General features: G+C 59.0%; 20 protein-coding genes and 3 pseudogenes. 12 read left to right on the forward strand and 11 right to left on the reverse strand.

The window, feature by feature from the left end:
- Positions 1 to 4: 4 nt before the first annotated feature.
- Both FVF58_RS23965 and FVF58_RS23970 read right to left on the reverse strand, forming a co-directional pair.
- Positions 5 to 334, reverse strand: a pseudogene (locus FVF58_RS23965) (winged helix-turn-helix domain-containing protein); the annotation flags it as partial.
- A 157-nt stretch (positions 335 to 491) separates the two neighbouring features.
- Positions 492 to 830 carry a hypothetical protein gene (locus tag FVF58_RS23970; RefSeq protein WP_149672313.1) on the reverse strand — a complete coding sequence of 113 codons (339 nt, stop codon included), beginning with the start codon at positions 828 to 830 and terminating at the stop codon, positions 492 to 494.
- A 1,517-nt stretch (positions 831 to 2,347) separates the two neighbouring features.
- On the opposite strand from FVF58_RS23970, the gene FVF58_RS23975 reads away from it, so the two are divergent.
- A complete protein-coding gene (locus tag FVF58_RS23975; protein WP_149672314.1) occupies positions 2,348 to 2,587 on the forward strand; it encodes a hypothetical protein in 240 nt (79 codons plus the stop codon).
- Between the two features lie 31 nt (positions 2,588 to 2,618).
- Entirely contained in the window at positions 2,619 to 2,921 is a 303-nt protein-coding gene (locus FVF58_RS23980; protein ID WP_149672315.1) for a hypothetical protein, read from the forward strand.
- Here FVF58_RS23980 and FVF58_RS23985 read toward each other — a convergent pair.
- Entirely contained in the window at positions 2,896 to 3,102 is a 207-nt protein-coding gene (locus FVF58_RS23985; protein ID WP_149672316.1) for a hypothetical protein, read from the reverse strand. The genes FVF58_RS23980 and FVF58_RS23985 overlap by 26 nt on opposite strands.
- 14 nt (positions 3,103 to 3,116) lie before the next feature.
- On the opposite strand from FVF58_RS23985, the gene FVF58_RS51580 reads away from it, so the two are divergent.
- On the forward strand, positions 3,117 to 3,269 hold the full coding sequence (locus FVF58_RS51580) for a hypothetical protein (RefSeq protein WP_188130915.1): 153 nt from the start codon (positions 3,117 to 3,119) through the stop codon (positions 3,267 to 3,269).
- A gap of 73 nt (positions 3,270 to 3,342) precedes the next feature.
- A complete protein-coding gene (locus FVF58_RS23990) occupies positions 3,343 to 3,561 on the forward strand; it encodes a hypothetical protein (RefSeq protein WP_149672317.1) in 219 nt (72 codons plus the stop codon).
- Positions 3,562 to 3,615: 54 nt separating this feature from the next.
- Here FVF58_RS23990 and FVF58_RS23995 read toward each other — a convergent pair whose 3' ends face one another.
- Entirely contained in the window at positions 3,616 to 3,984 is a 369-nt protein-coding gene (locus FVF58_RS23995; protein WP_149672318.1) for a hypothetical protein, read from the reverse strand.
- 320 nt (positions 3,985 to 4,304) lie between these two features.
- Here FVF58_RS23995 and FVF58_RS24000 point away from each other — a divergent pair, with 320 nt between their 5' ends.
- The 4 genes from FVF58_RS24000 (at position 4,305) to FVF58_RS51585 (ending at position 8,592) form a co-directional block, all read left to right on the forward strand.
- Positions 4,305 to 5,342: an IS481 family transposase gene (locus FVF58_RS24000; protein WP_149672319.1), complete on the forward strand. Its 1,038-nt coding sequence runs from the start codon at positions 4,305 to 4,307 to the stop codon at positions 5,340 to 5,342.
- Positions 5,343 to 5,672: 330 nt separating this feature from the next.
- Entirely contained in the window at positions 5,673 to 7,136 is a 1,464-nt protein-coding gene (locus tag FVF58_RS24005; RefSeq protein WP_149672320.1) for a mechanosensitive ion channel family protein, read from the forward strand.
- Positions 7,137 to 7,667: 531 nt separating this feature from the next.
- Positions 7,668 to 8,306 carry an NUDIX hydrolase gene (locus FVF58_RS24015; RefSeq protein ID WP_149672321.1) on the forward strand — a complete coding sequence of 213 codons (639 nt, stop codon included), beginning with the start codon at positions 7,668 to 7,670 and terminating at the stop codon, positions 8,304 to 8,306.
- 124 nt (positions 8,307 to 8,430) lie between these two features.
- Positions 8,431 to 8,592, forward strand: coding sequence for a hypothetical protein (locus FVF58_RS51585; protein ID WP_188130916.1), 162 nt, complete (start codon positions 8,431 to 8,433; stop codon positions 8,590 to 8,592).
- Between the two features lie 20 nt (positions 8,593 to 8,612).
- Here the strand turns inward: FVF58_RS51585 and FVF58_RS24025 are convergent, their stop codons facing one another.
- The gene (locus tag FVF58_RS24025) at positions 8,613 to 9,347 is read right to left on the reverse strand and encodes an IS6 family transposase (RefSeq protein ID WP_149672322.1); all 735 of its coding nucleotides are present in this window, start codon (positions 9,345 to 9,347) and stop codon (positions 8,613 to 8,615) included.
- Positions 9,348 to 9,433: 86 nt separating this feature from the next.
- Complete coding sequence (locus tag FVF58_RS24030; RefSeq protein WP_246217181.1) at positions 9,434 to 10,891, reverse strand: TetR/AcrR family transcriptional regulator; 1,458 nt, start codon at positions 10,889 to 10,891, stop codon at positions 9,434 to 9,436.
- A 763-nt stretch (positions 10,892 to 11,654) separates the two neighbouring features.
- On the opposite strand from FVF58_RS24030, the gene FVF58_RS24035 reads away from it, so the two are divergent.
- A complete protein-coding gene (locus FVF58_RS24035; protein WP_149672324.1) occupies positions 11,655 to 11,846 on the forward strand; it encodes a hypothetical protein in 192 nt (63 codons plus the stop codon).
- Positions 11,847 to 12,130: 284 nt separating this feature from the next.
- On the opposite strand, the pseudogene FVF58_RS24045 reads toward FVF58_RS24035, so the two are convergent.
- Positions 12,131 to 12,811: pseudogene (locus tag FVF58_RS24045) on the reverse strand (branched-chain amino acid aminotransferase); the annotation flags it as partial.
- A gap of 41 nt (positions 12,812 to 12,852) precedes the next feature.
- Between FVF58_RS24045 and FVF58_RS52955 the strand changes: the two are divergent.
- Positions 12,853 to 13,002, forward strand: a pseudogene (locus tag FVF58_RS52955) (IS6 family transposase); the annotation flags it as partial.
- A gap of 146 nt (positions 13,003 to 13,148) precedes the next feature.
- On the opposite strand, the gene FVF58_RS24055 reads toward FVF58_RS52955, so the two are convergent.
- Complete coding sequence (locus tag FVF58_RS24055; protein ID WP_149672325.1) at positions 13,149 to 13,577, reverse strand: SRPBCC family protein; 429 nt, start codon at positions 13,575 to 13,577, stop codon at positions 13,149 to 13,151.
- Between the two features lie 10 nt (positions 13,578 to 13,587).
- Positions 13,588 to 14,607 (reverse strand): aldo/keto reductase, encoded by a 1,020-nt coding sequence (locus FVF58_RS24060; RefSeq protein ID WP_149672326.1) that lies wholly within the window; start codon positions 14,605 to 14,607, stop codon positions 13,588 to 13,590.
- 100 nt (positions 14,608 to 14,707) lie between these two features.
- On the opposite strand from FVF58_RS24060, the gene FVF58_RS24065 reads away from it, so the two are divergent.
- Entirely contained in the window at positions 14,708 to 15,613 is a 906-nt protein-coding gene (locus tag FVF58_RS24065; RefSeq protein ID WP_149672327.1) for a LysR substrate-binding domain-containing protein, read from the forward strand.
- Positions 15,614 to 16,001: 388 nt separating this feature from the next.
- Here the strand turns inward: FVF58_RS24065 and FVF58_RS24070 are convergent, their stop codons facing one another.
- The gene (locus tag FVF58_RS24070) at positions 16,002 to 16,400 is read right to left on the reverse strand and encodes a response regulator (RefSeq protein WP_149672328.1); all 399 of its coding nucleotides are present in this window, start codon (positions 16,398 to 16,400) and stop codon (positions 16,002 to 16,004) included.
- A gap of 126 nt (positions 16,401 to 16,526) precedes the next feature.
- On the opposite strand from FVF58_RS24070, the gene FVF58_RS24075 reads away from it, so the two are divergent.
- On the forward strand, positions 16,527 to 17,645 hold the full coding sequence (locus tag FVF58_RS24075; RefSeq protein ID WP_149672329.1) for a sensor histidine kinase: 1,119 nt from the start codon (positions 16,527 to 16,529) through the stop codon (positions 17,643 to 17,645).
- A gap of 425 nt (positions 17,646 to 18,070) precedes the next feature.
- Here the strand turns inward: FVF58_RS24075 and FVF58_RS24080 are convergent, their stop codons facing one another.
- Positions 18,071 to 18,763 (reverse strand): alpha/beta hydrolase family protein, encoded by a 693-nt coding sequence (locus tag FVF58_RS24080; protein ID WP_149672330.1) that lies wholly within the window; start codon positions 18,761 to 18,763, stop codon positions 18,071 to 18,073.
- Positions 18,764 to 19,204: the final 441 nt, after the last annotated feature.

Consider the following 19,204-nt stretch of genomic DNA (forward strand, 5'->3'; position numbering starts at 1 on the left):
GACTTCAGGCCGCCTGCTTCTGCGCCTGGTCGACGGACCGCTCGACTGATTCTTCCTGGCGCAGATGCAGAAGCCGGTAGCCGCTCTTATAGACCGGCTGCAGCCGGAATTCGTTTTGCGGTTCGATTTCGAGCAGCAAGCGCAGCCGCGACACGTGGCTGTCGATCGTGCGGGTGAGTTCGCGGAACTCGCGGCCCCAGACCATCGCGAAGATGTGATCGCGCGACATCACTCGGCCGATGTTGGAAAAGAACAGCGCGGCGAGCCGGAACTCCGTGCTGGATAGCGTCACGGGCTCGCCGCGCAGCAGCACGAGCTGGCGACGAGTGTCGAAGTGTTACATCCCCGAAGACACCGAATAGCCCAATATATTCAATAACATAAGACTGCTTTTGCAAGCGATTTTCAGGTGCAAAAACGTCCTATCGCGTCCCAATAGAATCAACGAGTTACGCAGGGTTTTGAACAGGTCGAGCCACCTTATTTGTTGCTCAGTCGAGCGGCGCAGACCCCATGGATGTCGCAGACGATCGACGATCGATAGTCGAGCATCCAGCCATCCGTGAAAGCGGTGCCAATGACTGCTCAGTCGCGAGTTGAAACGAAGCGAGCACCTTCGGTGCAAGTTCGGCCGCGGTTTGTGCGAGTGCCACGCGGTCTTGCCAATCACACTTCGCGCCGTTCGCTGTCATCCAGATCCGCGCGGATTCGACGAGGTGATCTGTCCTTAACCACTCACCTGTTCTTGCCATAGCCACGAGTTCGCCTATCACGAGATAGCAAAGCATCTCGGCGCGCGCTTCATCGTCGAAACTGAGCATCTGCGACATGATTGGCTAATTGTTAAGTAGCCCAACGATTATCCGCCAGGAATGAACCTCCGACCGCCCGCACCCCATGCTGGGTTTCGCTCGTCTGCGAAGCACGTCTACATTGCCTTTCGACGAACGGCGTCTAACCCATGGCTATTTTTGTGGCGCACCGGAAAGCCCCATCACATCGACTTATGTGCCCTCATATTAGACGGCTCGATAGATCTCAAGCGATCAAAAAGGCGCGGGATCCTGCACAAACCGGACATTCCCCTTGACTTGCGGCACCAACGCAAATGCGATTAGCGGACCATTAAACATGCAGGCTAGCGTGCCCGTGGTTGGAACGAAGTAGTGGACCACCAGATCCTTGCCATCTGAAGTCGCGCCTGTGATCCTCGGCGCGAAACACCATCTTCCGATACCGTTGGACAGGCCGACGACGGTGTACTTCGTAAAGTCATATGTCGGCATAGCGGGCTCTACCGTAACGAGCCCGATCGGGTACTGCTCCAAAGGGGCCGCTGCCCATGCGCTAGCCAGCTCAGATTGGCTTCGGAAGACATATGTTCCGGGGGCGAAAGAGCGGAAAAACGTCACCGTGACGTCTTGGACTGCCACGCTCTGCGGAGCCGCCCCCCCCCGTTTTCGACCCCACCACCGCCACAACCCACAAGAAGAACGGCCAGCAGGGGAAACAAATATTTGACGCGCTTGACATTCATCGCCCTGCCCCTTCAACGTAAGCTCACGCTAACAATAAGCCTATGGTCTCGCGCATAGCGATAGTTTGACTCAGGTCAACTATGATCGCGCTGGCATGAGAAGCTGAAGCATAGCCGGCCGCATGAGTAGGTGTGCACACCCATCGCGGATGCATATACTGTATATCCATACAGCATATGCGCTATGGCACTCTTTCCAATCCGATGATGACCAGCACCGCTGCCGGATGTGTGAGCATTGGGGCGGTGACGTCGCCGGCGGATCGCATGCGCGGTCCGCGCGGCACGGTCAGCAAATCGTCGCGCGCCCTGGGTTCGGCTGTTCGTTCTGGATAAGGGCTACTGGCGTGGATGACGAGCCGGCGCGCTCGATGGATAAACGATCGAGGGAGTGATGTCCATGCATTGCCCACTCTGCGACGAAAAGCTTGAGGCGAAAGACCACCGCGAGGCATATGGCGAAGTGCCGGCGCACTGGCTGTGCAAGGCATGCGACTGCCGGGTGAATCTGTGGGACGATGAGTATGATTTGCCGGATTCGGCTAAAGACGCGCCAGCGGAGCTGGGCTAGGGGATAGTCAAGGAGCGTAGCAGTGGGAATCGCATTAACAGCGGTAGCGATTGCTGAACGCAGCAGCGCCAATGGCGTTGGCGGTGGGACTCATACTTGGGCCATTGCTGTCGGCGTCGTGATATTTATGCTCCTACTCGTTGCCTTGATGGTTGGAGTGATAGCGCGGATCGAGCGCTGACGAAGACGAGCCGCTAGTCCGGGCTGATTGATGTGCGCTCAAGAGCGCGGGAGGCGCGATGAAATTATCGGAATACATCGCCAAACTACAGGCAATCTTGGAGCGTGAGGGCGATCTGGACGTCGTCAAACAGAACCCGTACGGCGACATGGTGGCTGGCGGCGGATCATTTTCAAGTGCGCTGACGCCATTGACAGCGGACAAGTTCAAGTATCACGGCAGGGAGTTCGTGAAATCCAATGACCAACCGTTGCCGCCCGAATCTGAGTCGAATGGAAGAGTCGTCAAGGTTAATTGATTCGCCACCATAGGAGGAATGGGAGATGGGTATGAGCGACTTTGACGCATGGTTCCACGCCGAGGTTATGGCTGACCGTCTTTACAGTGCCGATGAAGACGTAGCGCGGCATACGTGGGACGCCGCCATGGCGATGGCAGCCAAGGATACGGGGCGCCTCGACTTCCTGATCACAAATGACGCGCGGGTCGCCGAGGACGTGAAGGGCTTCTATCACGTGTGGGCGGGCCCATTGGGCGATCCCGAAAACCTGGAGCCGCCCGGCTCGCTCCTGCGGACCGGGCGAGACGCAATCGACGCGGCGATGACTAGGAAGAAACGGCCTCGGGCCTAACCACCTGCCCTGCCGCGATCGCCACAACCCGCTGCTGCACCAGACTGACATCATGGTCAAGCGGATTCACCCCGCCGGGCCACTGCGATTCCGGGATCAGATCGAAGCCGACATCGTTCAGCCAGTAGTGTTCAGGCTGCGGCCGCGCGACCCAGCGCGGGTCAAGCCGAACGAGAATCAAGGCTTGTCGACGCCTTGTACAAGGCGCGCAATCTGATTTCGATGCACAACGGCATGACCGTGCGCTGTGACGGCGAGGAATGGCCACTCGATTTCGAGCAGGAGTTGAAAATGCTCGACGCCACGTTGAACATGGCTGGAATCGACACCCGGCGCTTCAAGCAGTAGAAACTTGTCGAGGCGCTCAAGTCGAGGCAACTATTGATGGGAATCGATGTGGAGGACCTTTAGAGGTCAGCAGATGCAAACTGAGAAATATCGTGGATACACGCTGTGGGGTCATTCCATCCTGCAGCAGGAAGACATCCTGCACTCGGAACGGTTCGCGGGAAGCGGCACAATCATGCGCGACTCGAAGGTTGTGGAAGTGTCTGGGGTCCTCGGAAGCTTTGATACCCGCGAAGAAGTCGAGCTGGTGGGCCTTTCGTGGTGTCGTGCTTGGGTCGATAGCCACGGGTAGCGCAGTGCGTCACGCGGACGCCCACTTCAACCTCGTCCGTCTCCTGATGTGGATTCAGCCCGCCACTTGATACGCATGGGTTGGACCACGCATGAACAGCATTTCGTAGGTGTTGAGAATTCCTAGATGCCTTTGCCGAACGGAGTTGACCCCATCGGAAACGTTCATCCTGTCTGCCCGTCCGCAGGCTGGATGGGCAATCGTGGATTGCTTCACGACCGGGAGGGCCGCATCGTCTGCGATTGGCGAATTCGAGCATGGATAACATGCAGGCTTGCCTACAAAAACTGGAGCCGAAAGCCTCTCATGCGGCCAGGAAAGTACACCGAGCTGTTTTTTCTTGACGAGGCCACTGCCTTGAGCGCGGGCCATCGTCCGTGCGCAATGTGCCGTCGGGCCGACTACCTCAGCTTCAAGGCTCATTGGTTATCCGCAAACGGACTCGTTTCAGATATGAGCGCCCAGGAAATGGACGCAAGGCTCCATACTGAACGGCTCCGCCGTGGGGCAACGAGCGAATGGCGACAGTCACTGCAGGCACTACCCGCCGGCGTCACTGTCGTTTGGGACGGCGCTCCACATCTCTGGGCAGGCACCAAGCTGTTTCGGTGGTCTGACACAGGCTATGTTGCAATGGACTAGACTAAATCTGACAGTGGTCGGTTTCTCGTGCTTGTGCGCGTTGGCGCGGAGGGCGTAGCCCGAAGCGGTAACGCGCACAAGCGAACCGCAAGGAGTCCACCATGACTCAGGAACAAAAAGTCATCCGCGCCAAGGTCGGCATGCTCGAACTGGCCCGGCAACTGGGCAATGTCAGCCAGGCCTGCCGCGTAATGGGCTATTCCCGCGACAGCTTCTACCGCTTCAAGGAACTGTACGATAAGGGCGGCGAAGCCGCCCTGCAGGAAATCTCCCACCATCGTCCGTTGCCGAAGAACCGCGTGGATCCGCAGGTCGAGGCAGCGGTGGTCGAGCTGGCTCTGGAACTGCCTGCCTACGGCCAGATCCGTATTGCCAACGAAGTCCTCAAGCGCCATGCCCTGAGCGTCTCGCCGCAGGGCGTGCGCAGCATCTGGCTGCGGCACGATCTCGAGACCATGAACAAGCGCCTCAAGGCACTGGAGGCGAAATCCGCCCAGGAAGGACTGGTGCTGACCGAATCGCAGCTCTGCGCGCTTGAACGTGCCAAACTGGAAAAGGAAACGCACGGCGAGTTCGAATCGGAATGCCCCGGCTACTGCGGCGCCCAGGACACCTTCTATGTCGGCACGCTCAAGGGCGTGGGCCGCGTCTACCAGCAGACCTTCGTCGACACCTACTCGAAGGTGGCGTTCGCCAAACTCTACGATCGCAAGACGCCGCTGCCGGCGGCCGATCTGCTCAACGATCGCGTCGTACCGTTCTTCGACAGCTACGGCATCCCGCTCACACGCGTGCTCACCGATCGGGGCACTGAGTATTGCGGCAACCCCGAGCATCACGAATACGAACTCTACCTGGCCGTCGAGAACATCGATCACACCCGCACCAAAGCACGTTCGCCGCAGACCAACGGCATCGTCGAGCGGCTTCACAAGACCATGCTCAACGAGTTCTATCGCATCGCATTCCGCAGGAAGATCTACGACTCGATCCCGGCGTTGCAGACCGATCTGGATGCATGGCTTGACCAGTACAACAATGAGCGAGAACATCAGGGAAGATGGTGCTACGGCAAGACGCCCATGCGAACCTACCTTGATTCACTCGAACTCGCCAGGGAGAAACTGATCCCTCACTGAATCAGTTTCTCCCTTTGCTTCCCCGACTACCTGTCAGGTGCAGTCCAGGCTAATACAGCTATGTTGACAGCATACATCCTGGAATCTCTACTGCGACGGTTGAGCTGCTCACACCTCCCTCGGTATCGAACGCCATTAGCCACGGTTACGTGGTGCAGCTACATCCAACCTCATCAATGGAAACGCGCACGGCTGCGGGGTAGCGTCCTGCCAGATGACGCAGAAGTCCTTTGCTCCGCGCTGCCGCCTTAAGTCTCGGTCCCCCCAACCATATTCCGCTTCCGCCGTGGTATGTGTATCCTCGGAAGGTTGCCTTCAGGGGAACCGCCTATGAAGTACCCGCTGATTCTGGGATTCGGTATCGTCGCTATTGACGTAGTCGTGTGGCGTTTCCGACTTCCCTCGAGTGAATTTGCCCGTCTCCTGGTACGGCTTGCGCTTTTTTCTGTATTGAGTTGGGTACTTTTCTCGTCCGGCCTGAACCCGTTCACACAAGCATCCTACGCGGACGCGGTCGAACTGCACTGGTTAGGGCAGGTGCTCGAGATAATCTGGTGGTTGATGGCAGCGCGGCTGCTCACTCTCTCCCTCGATACACTGTTGCTTCCGAGCGCGTGGCGACGGCAGCGGCTATTCTCAGACGTTTTCGGTGCGGTCGTCTTTCTCGCTGCGGTCGTGGCCGCCCTCGGCTTTGTACTGGAGTTGCCGGTGCGTGGGCTAGTCGCTACATCGGGTGCCCTCGCTATCGTGCTGGGTCTGGCAATCCAGAGCACACTCAGCGATGTCTTCGCGGGCATCGTGCTTAACACCACCGAGCCTTATTCTGTTGGCGACTGGGTGATGATTGATGACGTTGAAGGCCAGGTGATCGAGATGAACTGGCGCGCCACGCATTTGCTGACCGGCCAAGGAAACACCGTGATTGTGCCCAATGCTGTCGCCGCGAAGGCAAAGATTTCCAACAACAGCAGGCCAGCGACAGTTCACGGTCTATCGTTAGTACTGGAGATTGAACCGGAGGCACGGCCGAAGACGGTATTCGATGCCCTACGCCGCGCGCTGACTGGTTGCCACGCTATCCTTGATACCCCGGCTCCCTTCGCCCGCATGAAGCGCACTACGCTGAACTCAGTGCAATACGAAGTGGTTGGCTTCGTCGATGATATGAACAAAAAGCTCTCTGTATCCAATGAGCTTTTCGACCTCTGTTATCGACATCTGGCCGCATCAGGCGTGGCACTTCGCGCGTTAGGAATGCCCGCGCCGGCCTCCACCGCGCTTGACGCCAAAGAAGCACTTTTAAAGCGAGTGGCCTTGTTCGAAAGCCTGACAAGCGACGAAGTCACACGTCTTGCCTCGCGACTTTCGCGGCACGAATACCAGGCCAATCAACAGATTCTGGCATCTGAAACGGTCCCAGATAGTCTTTGGATTGTCCACTCCGGCGTACTTGCCGTAATTTTTGCTGAAGCGTCCGGCAGCCGTGAAATTGCTCGTATCGGGCCAGACGAAACGTTTGGCGAAACTGGACTGCTCGCTGGACTTCCAATGCATGTTTCCATTGGGACGCTTACCCCCTGTCTGCTATATCAGGTCAGCAAAGACGATATGACTTCGTTCCTGAAAGAGCATCCGGAAGTGGCGAAGCAGATGTGCCAATTGCTGGCCTACCGTCAGGATGCGATTAGCAAACTCATGAACCCGATTCCTGCGGCGAAAGAGACAGACCATTCGCTTTTCCAGTGGCTGTACGACAAAGTTCGGCAACTGCACTCCCTGCACGACGATTCGTGAACCGTTTCCGAGTACGAACACCTGTCTTGTTTCATCGAACGCAGCGACTCGTAGTATGCCAGCGTCGTGATGACGCAGTGGCTAAATCGTATGGCGTCGTTCGACGTCCACCCACAGTTGTGAACAGGGACCACTCAATATTGTCGGAATCTCACAAATGGACTTTTGGATTCAACCCTGCGCCAAGTGCGCTGACCTTCACGGCAAGTCGGCCGCTGAGCCTGCCCACCAAGACCTCGAGCTCAACGGCGTCGGGTCTGTGGGGGACGCCCGGCAAGAAGAGCACTACACACATGCACACAGTGCGGGGCGGCTTTTGCTCGCATTCTAATCGGGCTGCCGACAAGGCAAGCTCGGGTGTTGCTGAACGCAGGGCAGCATTGAAAAAGTTGTCGATAACCGTTGACGTTAAAACGCGAGGCGTTAGTCAAACCGCATGCTGGCAAGACGGCGACGCCATGGCCAGACGGGCGCCTTGACGTACACTTCACACAACGTCCCCTATCCCAACCACCGTTCCGTCGTCATTTCATGCCGAAGTTTCACGCTGACCAACAGGCACGAACCCGCCTTGACCAGGCCCGCCGCCTGCTGGCAATCGCGCAGACCGGGCTGCACTACACTACCGGTGCCTTCGACAGGGAACGCTACGAGGAGATTGCCGCTATCGCTTACAGCCAGATTGCCGAGCTAGCGTCGATGGATACAGGCAAGGTCGCTGAGTTGTTCTCATTTGAATCAGGCTACGCGAATCCGAAGCTTGACGTCCGATGTGCAATCTTTGATGAAGTAGGTCGAATTCTGCTTGTTCGCGAGGCTGCAGACGGACTGTGGTCAATTCCGGGCGGTTGGGCTGACGTAGGTTTGTCGCCTGCCGCGAATGCAGCGAAAGAGGCTCGCGAAGAAAGCGGATACACCGTGCATATCGAACGTCTTCTTGCGGTCTGGGACATGAATAAGCACGCCCATCCGCCGTCCGCGTTTCATATCTGGAAGTTAGTGTTTCTCGGCACGACGGAGAGCGCCGGCGCGATAGTCGGCTCTGAGACCGATAAAGTTGGCTTTTTCAGTCTACAAGACCTTCCTTCGCTGTCGCTCGGTCGCATACTGCCAGAGCAGATTCGAAGGTTAGCCGAGCTCTATCGTGCCGGGGGCGTGGACTTCGACTAGCGTGGCGGATTGCCTAGCTGATAAACCATTGCTACGCTAGCTTCCAGCTTACGAGGGCACAGTAACGTAATCGCGTCGTGTGCCATCGCAAGCGGCTCGCAAACCTGTCAACGAGGGAGACCGCATGGCGACGAAGACCGCGAAACCTGTCGCCAAAAAGGCTGCTACAAAAGCCGCAGTTAAAAAAGCTGCGCCGGCGAAGAAGGCGGCAGCAGCAACGCCGCTCAACCGGGTTCCACTGAGCAAAAAACAGCGCTGTCACGTTAAAGCGTTTGCGACGCAATAGCGGAGAGGATGCGCATTTGGTCAGAAAGCGGACGGATCTCGGGTGATCTCAGTCAAGCGATGCCACGCGTCGAAGCGTGCGGCGAGTTGTTTCCGATAGAGCGAGGCGCGCAGTAGATGTCGCTTGAGCTCGAAGTGCTCCCGGATCGGACCGAAGCTCGATAGGAAAGCCTGCGTGCGTTCAGGATCGCGGAAACCACGCATGCGTCGCTCACATTCGCGTGTCGGTTGATGATTGTTTTCGGCCCTGTTGTTCAGCCGCGCGCGGGCTTTGACGAAGACGTGCCTGACGTGGACGAGCTCGGCAATCTCGGCTTTCGCCGCCGCATAGCTGCGCAGTTGGTCGGTCACGATCTTGCGCGGTGCCTCAACACACGAGGCAAGCACGTGCTTGAAAAATCGTTTGGCTGCAGCCTTGTCACGGCGCTTCTGTAGCAGGATATCGAGCTCGGCACCGTGCTGATCGACGGCGCGCCACAACAGGTAAGGCTCGCCGCGCAACGTCACAAATACTTCGTCAAGGTGCCAGGTCGTGCCTGGCTTGCGACGAGCCGCTTTGACACGGTGCGCGAAGCACGCGCCGAACTTATCGCACCAGCGTCGGATCGTTTCGTAACTGACGACAACCCCGCGCTCGAACAACAGTTCTTCGATATCACGCAGGCTGAGCTGAAACCTGAAATACCAGCGCACCGCGCAGCTGATGACCGCCACCGGAAAGCGATGACCGTGGTAGAGCGATTTTGCATTCTTCATCACGAGATCTTACCCGAGCATCTCAGCAACGTGACAGTGCCCTCTCTCAGCCTCGGCGGCCCGTACCCCGGCGTTGCCCCTCAAGGCTAGCTTGCCTCCTTCTGGCGACGACTGCCTTGCGCGATGTCGATTGCGGTCGCCTTGATCAGTTCGAAAACATCATCAAGGTTAGGCATTCGGAGACTGCTACGCCCGATGAAAATCAACAAGCCTTCGAGTTGCGTCACGATGAGCGTCGCACGCGACAGACATTCGCGCGCCGTAGCCGCTCGATCAATTTCGCGCACCAAATCCACGTAGATCGCACGATACGCGAAATACGCCCTCTTCAGCAGGTCTCGAGTAATTTCAGAACGCCCCGTAACCGATAACATCTCGAGCCAAAAACGGCAGACACGTGGATCGGAATTCTCCTCGAATACATCCTCGATCAACTCGCAAAGCCGTTGCAATGGCGGTTTGTCACTTGGTCTTCCCATGTCTGCGTATCGCTCGAGATACGTGTTCATGAGTGTAGTCACCGTGAAGTTGAAAAGATCCTCACGTGTCGGGAAATAGTGCTGCAGTGCTGACGGCAGCAACCCCAGCGCGCGGGCGATGCGCGCCTGAGTAAAGTTCGCATAACCCTCGGATGCGAATACATTGGCAGCCGTAGTCACGATCTCATTGATCTTCGCCTCTCGGCGCTTCGCCTGCATTGTCGGTCTGCTATAAAGGGCATCTTTGCCCTTGCGGCGCACAGCCAATTCGAGGCGACCTTGCAGCACGTAGATATCGGACCCGAATACTGCGGCGTGCGACGGTCCTGTCCCTGCACGGTCGGATCGCATTTTTTTGACTGCATCAAGGTCGTCAAGCCCAGCGTGGTTTCCTGCGAGAGGCTGCTTACCCGAGAGTCCGGCGATCTTCCGCATGTAGCGCTTTGCGGCGCGCGCGAATGCGGCGTTATCCTTCCCGGACTCCCCGCCTTCGCGCTGGAATAGCATCATGCCGCCCGCCAGAGCAGCAAGTGCAAACGCGCGCACATGGCATTCGTCTTTTGTGAACGTCCGATCGATTTGCTTGATGAGGCCGGCGATAGCAGCGAGATACTGCGAATAAATGTCACCCATCAATTCCGCGGCATAGGATTCGCGATGCCCGAATGCCCACGCTTCAATGAGGAAACTCGTCAGCTTGGTCTCGTAGATATCAAGGAAGATACGCTCCGCTAACGCTGAGTAGCGACTCGAAGCATTTTCCCCCTGCCTATTGATCAATTCCGCGTAGCGCTCCAGCGTCTCGCGCATGCCCCATTCGAGAGTCACTCGCAGCAATTCTTCCTTGGTTCGAAAATAGTATTGCAGATTTCCTAGCGTAATTCCAACTCGCGCAGCCACACGGCGTGCCGAAAACGTCGCGTACCCATCCTCCTCGAAGACCTCTCTGGCGGCACGCACAATCTCGGCGAGACGAAGCTCCCCCTTGCTCCGCTGCCCTCGCGTGATATCGGGCGCGGTGAGATTGACGTCAGCGGGCGTCGGCACCACTGGCAACATCATCATGCTAGACACGCTAGCTCCTCCAACAAAGGAAATACCTTGAATTTATTGTAGGTCAACGCACCGGGTAACGGAAATTTCCTGCGGTGACGTTGTTGGACTCGCTCTACGTGGCGGCGTTTTGCAACTCTGACACGCAATGAAAGGGCCAAATCAATCGCGGATATGGGAATCCGGCAAACTCTCCAGTCGTGGTCGGCACTACCAGCGGGCCTCAGCGCCATATTTGGTCTGCAACGCACCCATCGCTTCACGTCAGACAGATAGGTGTTTTCACTCTCTTTTCCGCCTTGATTTTAGGTCACTCACACACTAATCTTAGGTCAAAGAACAGGATATTTTTGGTCATATCGCACTGACAATTAGGTCGCAGCGCTTTTGAGTCGGCAGTCGGTCGGTGCAGCCGGAGGCATAGAGATGTTGCCGTCCTACGCGTTGCTCGAGCGCCAAAGCGAGTGCCAGGTAAATCCCCCGTCGCCGCACAATGGCGACGACCTACCGAGGATCAGTCAATCGCTCCGAGGTCAGGTAAAAAAATGGTTTGCACCGGGGATTAACACGTCGGTGAAATTGACTCGACACGACAATCCGAACCTTCAATGCGTCCGGGCGGAGCTGATTTCAACAACGCAGCAGAAGATTATCTTTTTCTTTAGGCATCCTGATGGTGAATGGCGAGTGTTCCCGCCTCGCCCCACACAGCAGACCATGCGTGCCTGCTTGATGGCAGCATAAATCACCTCCGCTAATGATTGGAGTGGATGAGATGGACATCCTTGAAATGGCGCGCAATTCCGGCATGCTCGTGATGCTGGACGGACGAATCGGCCGTGAGGAATATCACAGCGTGTCTGGCTCGCTGCAGGCGCTTCAGCGATTCGCAGATGCCTTACGCGAATCTCTGAGCCTCACGGCGAATGAAAACAGTGCTTGTCGGCAGCGCGTCGTTTGCTTGTAACTGGCTATTTGCCGACGCCTTATGTTGGAGTTCAGAATTGCTGGGAGTGGACAGAAACTGGGGGAGCACGACGTTTTTGTCCACTCCCATTGACACGGCTAGCGGCAATTGTGAACACCAACAGCGCAATCGCAGGCTATCGGCGAATGGGATGCGGTATCGCGTGAAGCGTACGATGCTCTCGACGCTCGCCACGCGCCTCGCCCTCACGGGCAAAGTGCGCGACGCATGACGCTCACGCACCCGCTTCGAAGAGGGCGAGCGCGATCCAGGCGCAATCAACCTTAGTCGATGCGATAAACCCATTCAAGAGGATCGGCGAGCTTGCCGCGCTGGATTCCGGTCAGCTGCGTGCGGATGCGTTGTGTCACGGGCCCCTCTCCCCCGTTGCCGATCTGAAATTCGCCAGCGGCATGGCGAACCTCACCGACCGCAGTGACGACAGCAGCGGTCCCACAAGCGAACACCTCCTGGACACGGCCGCTTGCGGCGTCTGCACGCCATGCGTCGAAAGCATAAGGCGTTTCGTTGACTACGATGCCTTCACGCCTGGCAAGCTCGATGATCGAAGCCCTAGTGATGCCCGGCAGGATCGTGCCGGACAATGGCGGCGTCGCCAGAGAGCCATCGTCCATGACGAAGAAGAGATTCATCCCTCCCATCTCTTCGATCCATTTGTGCTCAGCGGCATCGAGAAAAACCACCTGGTCGCAACCTTTGGCTGCAGCCTCGGTCTGCGCGATCAGGCTGGCAGCATAGTTTCCGCCGCATTTCGCCGAACCCGTTCCACCCGGCGCCGCGCGAGTGTATCGGTCGGACACCCAGACAGTAACCGACGTCTTGCCTGCCTTGAAGTACGGACCTACGGGGCAGGCGATGACGCAGAACACGTACTCGTGTGACGCGCGCACACCGAGGAAGCTCTCGGAGGCAAACATGAACGGACGTACATAGAGACTGCCATCGGCACTGTCACGTTGCTGAGATGGGCGGGTAAGATCGCGTGATGAAGAATGCAAAATCGCTCTACCACGGTCATCGCTTTCCGGTGGCGGTCATCAGGTGCGCGGTGCGCTGGTATTTCAGGTTTCAGCTCAGCCTCCGTGATATCGAAGAACTGTTGTTCGAGCGCGGGGTTGTCGTCAGTTACGAAACGGGACCCATTGCTGCCATTTACGGCAACGCTACAAGGATGACAGGTCGCGTTCATTGTTCGGTCATTCGCGAAACGGGCACATGGCTCGCGCCGGCAGGCACCCGACCGGCCCCGATCCGGGGCCAGCCGGTTCCGGACGTCCACGTTCAGGCCGGACCCTTCCCGGCGAGTGAGGCCGCCAGCGCCTGCAGACCGTCCCGATAGATCCCTTCAAAGAGGCGCGACGCTTCTTCGTCGCCGACTCCGTCAGGCGTGAACTCGCCCGACCAGTCGACCTGTGATGCACGGCCATCTTCGACCGCCTTCACGTGCAACGTCGAGCGGTACCCCGTGACCGGAAAAGGCGCTTCGAGAATCGAATAGGTATAGCTGCGCGCGCGGTTGTCGAACGCTTCCAGGCGCTCGACGATCGTTTCGCCATTCGGGTTCGAGAGGCGCCGCACGCGGCCGCCTTCGCCCGATTCGCTAGACGGGATGTATGGAAGCCAGTCCGGCAGCGAGTTGAAGCCGCCGATCAGTTGCCACACGATGTCGGGCGAAACGGGAATCCTGATGGATGCATGAGCCTTGGCCATTTCTCTGCCCTTATGCGTTGGCCGGCAGCGGCGCGTTCGCCACCACGAGACCTTGCTCGCGCAACTCGCGCCAGAAATCGGCGGGAATGACTTCCTTGACGGCCGCGTGGTCTTCCGCGATGCGCGCCGGCTTGCTCGCACCGGGAATCACCGCCGCGACCACCGGGTTGGCCAGCACGAATTGCAGCGCAGCGGCCTTGACGCTCACGTTGTGGCGAGCCGCGATGGCCCGGATGCGTTCGACCTTCGCGAGAATCTCCGGCGACGCCTTCTGGTATTCGAAGTTCGCTCCGCCGGCCAGCACGCCGGAACTGTACGGACCACCGGCGACGATCTCGACGTTCTGTGCGGCAGCGGCCGGCATCAGGCGCTGCAACGCACGCTCGTGATCGAGCAGCGAGTAACGGCCAGCGAGCAGAAAGCCGTCCGGCTTCGGCTCGGAGAGATCGAGCAACAGTTCGCAGGGCTCGACGCGGTTCACGCCGAGTCCCCAGGCCTTGATGACGCCTTCTTCGCGCAGCCGCGTCAGCGCACGGAATGCGCCGGTACGCGCCGATTCGAAGACTGCGAGCCATTCGTCGCCGTAGAAGTCCTGCGCGACGTCATGCACCCAGACGATATCCAGCCGGTCGGTCTTCAGGCGCTTCAGGCTGTCTTCGACCGAGCGCAGCGTAGCGTCGGCCGAATAGTCGTTGACGATCTTGTTAGGAAGGCCAAATTCGAACACGCCGCCTTTCTCGCCCAGATCGCGCGCGCCCGCGTCCTCAACTTCGTCGAGAATCACCCGGCCGACCTTCGTGCTCAGCACGTATTCGTCGCGCCGATAGCCGGCGAGCGCTTTCCCGAGGCGGATTTCGGACAGGCCCGCGCCGTATAGCGGGGCCGTGTCGAAATAACGGACACCCTGATCCCAGGCGGCCTTGACGGTCGCCATCGCTTCGTCCTCGGGAATGTTCCGGAACATGTTGCCGAGCGGTGCGGTGCCAAAACCGAGCTGCGTGCCAGCCGGCAATTTATCCTTGATACTCATCGACTTGCTCCATGTGTTGAGTCGGTAGCAAAAGTCTAGGTTGCCAAGTTAAGTCTGTCCAAGACATAATTTGACAGACTTGAGTCCTCTGAGGTCTTATATGCTCGACATCCGCCAGTTGCATTATTTCGTGGCCGTCGCCGAAGAAGAGCACGTCGGCCGGGCCGCGGAACGGCTGCATATTTCGCAGTCGCCGCTCAGCCGCCAGATCGCACAACTCGAAGAACACCTAGGCCTGACCCTGTTCGAGCGCTCGCAGCAGCGCATCCGTTTGACGACCGACGGACAGACATTTCTCGTGGAAACGCGGGCGTTTCTCACGCACGCGAAGCGCCTCGAGTCGCTCGCGCGGCGGCTGGGGCGCGGCGACGAAGGCGGCCTGTGCATCGGCTATCTGGAGAACGCAATGCACTCCGGCGTCCTGCCCAACGCACTGCGACAGCTCCGCGAGGACAAGCCAGACGTGCACATCGCGCTCTACAACTACCATTCGGCCGAACAGCTCACGGGCCTGCGTCAGCGCAGCCTCGACATTGCGCTCGTCTGCGATCCGCCGCCGTCCGACGACCCGGATCTCGACGCCGCCCAGGTGCTCGACGATCCCATGCTGCTCGCGATTCCGGAAGGCCATCCGCTCGCCCGCGCAAAACGCTTCACGCCCGACGACCTGGCCGCGCAGAAGTGGATTGGCGTGATGCACACGGAAGGCGCGCTGCGGCACGACAACTTCATTGCCGCCTGCGCGAAGGCGGGCTTCACGCCCGACATCGCGATGGAAGCAACCGAGCCGCTGGCCGCGCTCGGGCTCGTCGCCGCCGGCCTCGGGCTCACCATGATCCAGCAAAGTCTTCGGCATCAGGCGCCGGCGGGTGTCGTGCTGCGCGAACTGTCGTGGTTCAGCTACCGCACGGCGCTCTGGGCCGCATGGCACAGGGTCAACCTGAGACCGCTTGTCGAGCGTTTTCGCGTGATGCTGCTACAGCCCGGCCGCACGTTGCCGGCATGAGCAGACAGCTCATGTCCGTCGCGACGTGGAAATCCGTGGGCCAAATCCAGTGGAGTGCTTCTGTCATCGTGTAATCGCGCTTTTCGCGCAGACTATCTGCGCGCCCACCAGGTCATGGAGCGTGAGCCGGTCCACATCCAATGGCCGCTTCGAGTGAGGAAGGGGCCTCCGAATGTCCATTCGCGAGAGCGGGCGAGCGTCTCAAACTGGCCGCTAGTACGCGTTCACGTAGATCGTCCGAAAGCGGCCGTTGAGGATTCCAACCTTCACTCTGCAGGACGCTCATCGAACTGGTGCTAACGGCCATAATCGGCCGGTCGGCGTAGTCGTGTAGATTGTTGACAATCGCCGCACGTGGTGAAATCGGCCGCTCAATGCCAGTGGACCATTATGCGTCCGTGGCGCTCGGGCCTATGCGGGTCGCAGCAATCGCCGCCACAACTACAAGCAGATCGGCAGGCTTTACAAAATGGTAGTCAAAGCCGGACCTGATTGATTCGGCCTGCTCAGAGGGCGATGACAGCGCGGTAACTGCCACCAGCAAGGGAAACGGTTTGGATTGTTGGCGGCGAATCTCCCTCGCCACCGCGCGCCCATCCATAGCGGGCATCTGAATATCGAGAACCACAATGGCCGGACGCCATGCTCGGTATTGCGCGAGCGCACCTGCTCCATCTCCAGCAGTCCGAATGTCGTAGCCATGATCGGCGAAGAACAACACGTACGCGGCCAATATGTTCGGGTCGTCATCCGCTATGAGCATCCGCACAGCGTTTAGGTTGGCCATAGATTTCTCCAATTGCTATGTGAGCCGCAATTGATGAGCCCGAGCAGTTGGCGCAACGTTTGCTTATAGCAAGACATTCGACAAAAATAGTCCATACGGGATCGTTCCCGTCTCTCAAGGGTACGCATGCGACTGGCTGACTTCATTCTGCGTGACATGGGAACCATCGTGGCGCAGTGGGAGGCGTTTGCCGCCACCCTGTTACCGGCAGCAGCAAACATGCAATCGCTCGCTCTGCGAGACCATGCGCAGCAGATTCTGGAAGCAGTAGCGAAGGATCTGTCCACGGTTCAGACGAGGGAAGAGCAAGCCGAAAAATCAATGGGACGAGCCCTCGTACTGATCGGAGCTCCAGAGACTGCTGCGCAGACGCATGCCCTTCTGCGGGCGCGAGGCGGATTCAACATCAACCAGTTGGCTGCCGAGTACCGCGCGCTGCGTGCCAGCGTCCTGCGCCTCTGGATGGACGACTGTCAGCCTGATGCCCCACATCCGGATGATGTCATCCGTTTCAACGAGGCCATTGATCAGGCACTTGCGGAATCGGTCGACTTTTTCACTGTGCAGGTGGATCAGGCTCGTAACCTGTTGCTTGGAATGCTGGGGCACGACATGCGCAGTCCGCTCCAGACCGTCCAGATAACAGCGACATATCTGGCGGCGCTGAATGCCGGTGAAACAGTATCGGTGGCCGCGTCTCGATTGATAAGAAGCGGCGCTCGCATGCAGGCGCTGCTGGACGACATGGTGGATTTCAATCGAACCAGGCTGGGCTTGGGCATCCACATCGCGCCGGCCGATGTCGACCTGGCTCAGCTCTTCGCTGAGGAACTTGACCAGTTGCGGGTAGTGCATCCGGACTGTCAGGTTGATCTGGACGTGGCAGATGAGTGCACGGGTGTTTGGGACGGCCGGCGTTTGCAGCAGTTGCTTGGCAATCTGGTTCTAAATGCGATCAGGTACGGAGCCCGAGACACGCCGGTGCGTGTGTCGGTGACCGGTGATGAAGCGGAAGTCCGCCTTGAGGTGAAAAACAACGGACCCGCCATTGAGCGCTCAGCGCTTGGGCGCATCTTTGATCCGCTCCAGCGTGGCTGGAACGATCAGGACAAAAATGCCGGTAGCAGTCTGGGGCTTGGGCTGTATATCGCGCGCGAGATTGCCAAGGCCCACGGCGGCGAGATTAATGTGCGATCGGACGAGACAGAAACGGTATTCGCTGTGCGCCTGCCCCGTAACAAATAGCGCTCGTGATGCCCTACGCGCAGATCACGGCTAGTGTGGATACCGCGGATGGCCGCTTTCGCTGAACGCCATTGACTGCTCCGGGTCGGTTTCGGGCGACTGCGTCGGGCAGTGACCGGCCAATGCGCGTTGTTCGACGGTCCGCCAGTCTGGTTCCGGCTGCATCCCTAAGCGGTCACTCACGGATCGGCGCCGGCCAAATCAAAGCAGATGCCCTCCGCGATTCCGGGGGCGGATCACCGCAAGCGGATCTGACAAATTCAATCACTCGGCACTGGAAAAACGTCGCCGACGCGACAGGCGTCGCTTATCGTTGCTATGCGACAGACCATCTGCGGATAGAGAACGGATTGAGCGGGCGAGTCCAGCACGGCGAGTTCGCCGGCTCGCTGTCCCGGCTCTACTACAAGCATTCCTGCGCTTGCTCAGGTAACGCGCACGAAATCTCCTTCGGCGAAGAACCACGCCGACATCGTCCGTGCCAGTTCGAGCACGACCTCCGCGTCGGTCCGGCCGGAGGACGCGCGCACGTGGAACGAATGATCTGCGTCGTCCACCACATGCAGCGTGGCGCGTGGCCCCAGCGTCTCGACGACCGACCTCAGCAGGTGAAGCTCGGCCAGCTTGTCGCGCGTGCCCTGCAGGAAGAGAATCGGCACCGTGACGTCCGCCAGGTGGTGTGCCCGCTCTACGCCGGGCGCGCCCGCCGGGTGCAGCGGGAACGCGACGAAAGCGAGGCCACGCACGCCGTCGAGCGGGGAGATGGCTTGGGCCTGGGACGTCATGCGGCCGCCGAACGACCTGCCGCCCGCGAAGAGCGGCAGGGCTGGCAGCCGCCGGCGGGCCTCTGCGACGGCTGCCTGCACAGCAGCATGTGCCACGGCCGGCGAGTCCACCCGCTTGGAACCCCGCTCCATGTACGGAAACTGGTAGCGCAATGTGGCGACATTGGCCGCCGCAAGCGCGTCGGCCAATGACGACATGCCGGCGTGCTGCATGCCCGCCCCGGCACCGTGCGCGAAGACATACAGGGCTCGCGCGTCCTCCGGCACTCGGAGGAGCGCAGAGACCTTACGGCCGTCGGGCAGTGCCAGGGAAAGCGATTCTGGGTCGTCCATCGTATTCAGGTCGTGTCGTTGTGGCCTTTGCGCCGATTCTGCATCAATGAGGCATCGGGGAGCGTTTGTGGCGGCCTCCGGCAAGGGGCAGGTGGAGTTTGGCGGCCGATCCATAGGAGCGTGCGCCCATCGTGAACGGCGCCGCAGTCGCGATGTGTCGGTTGACGACCGCAAGCCCGACCTGTGGGCCGCAACGTGATCCCCGCTTTGAGACATCTGCGTATTTGCACGCCTGCATCATTGTCAGCGAGCTGTTACGACACTGCAATCAGCGTCAAAGGAAGTTCTCGAAGGGCAGTTCATTTATCTGGCTCTCTGGAAGAGCATGTCCGGCTGCAAAAGATTCTGGGTCCGGCCATCAGCGGTCAGTCGACGATCCGGGTGAAATCGTCGACAATCTTCGAGGCCTCGCTTGGTTGCGCGAGGTCGCGAACGCGCTTC

Source organism: Paraburkholderia panacisoli (assembly GCF_008369935.1).
Classification (GTDB): domain Bacteria; phylum Pseudomonadota; class Gammaproteobacteria; order Burkholderiales; family Burkholderiaceae; genus Paraburkholderia; species Paraburkholderia panacisoli.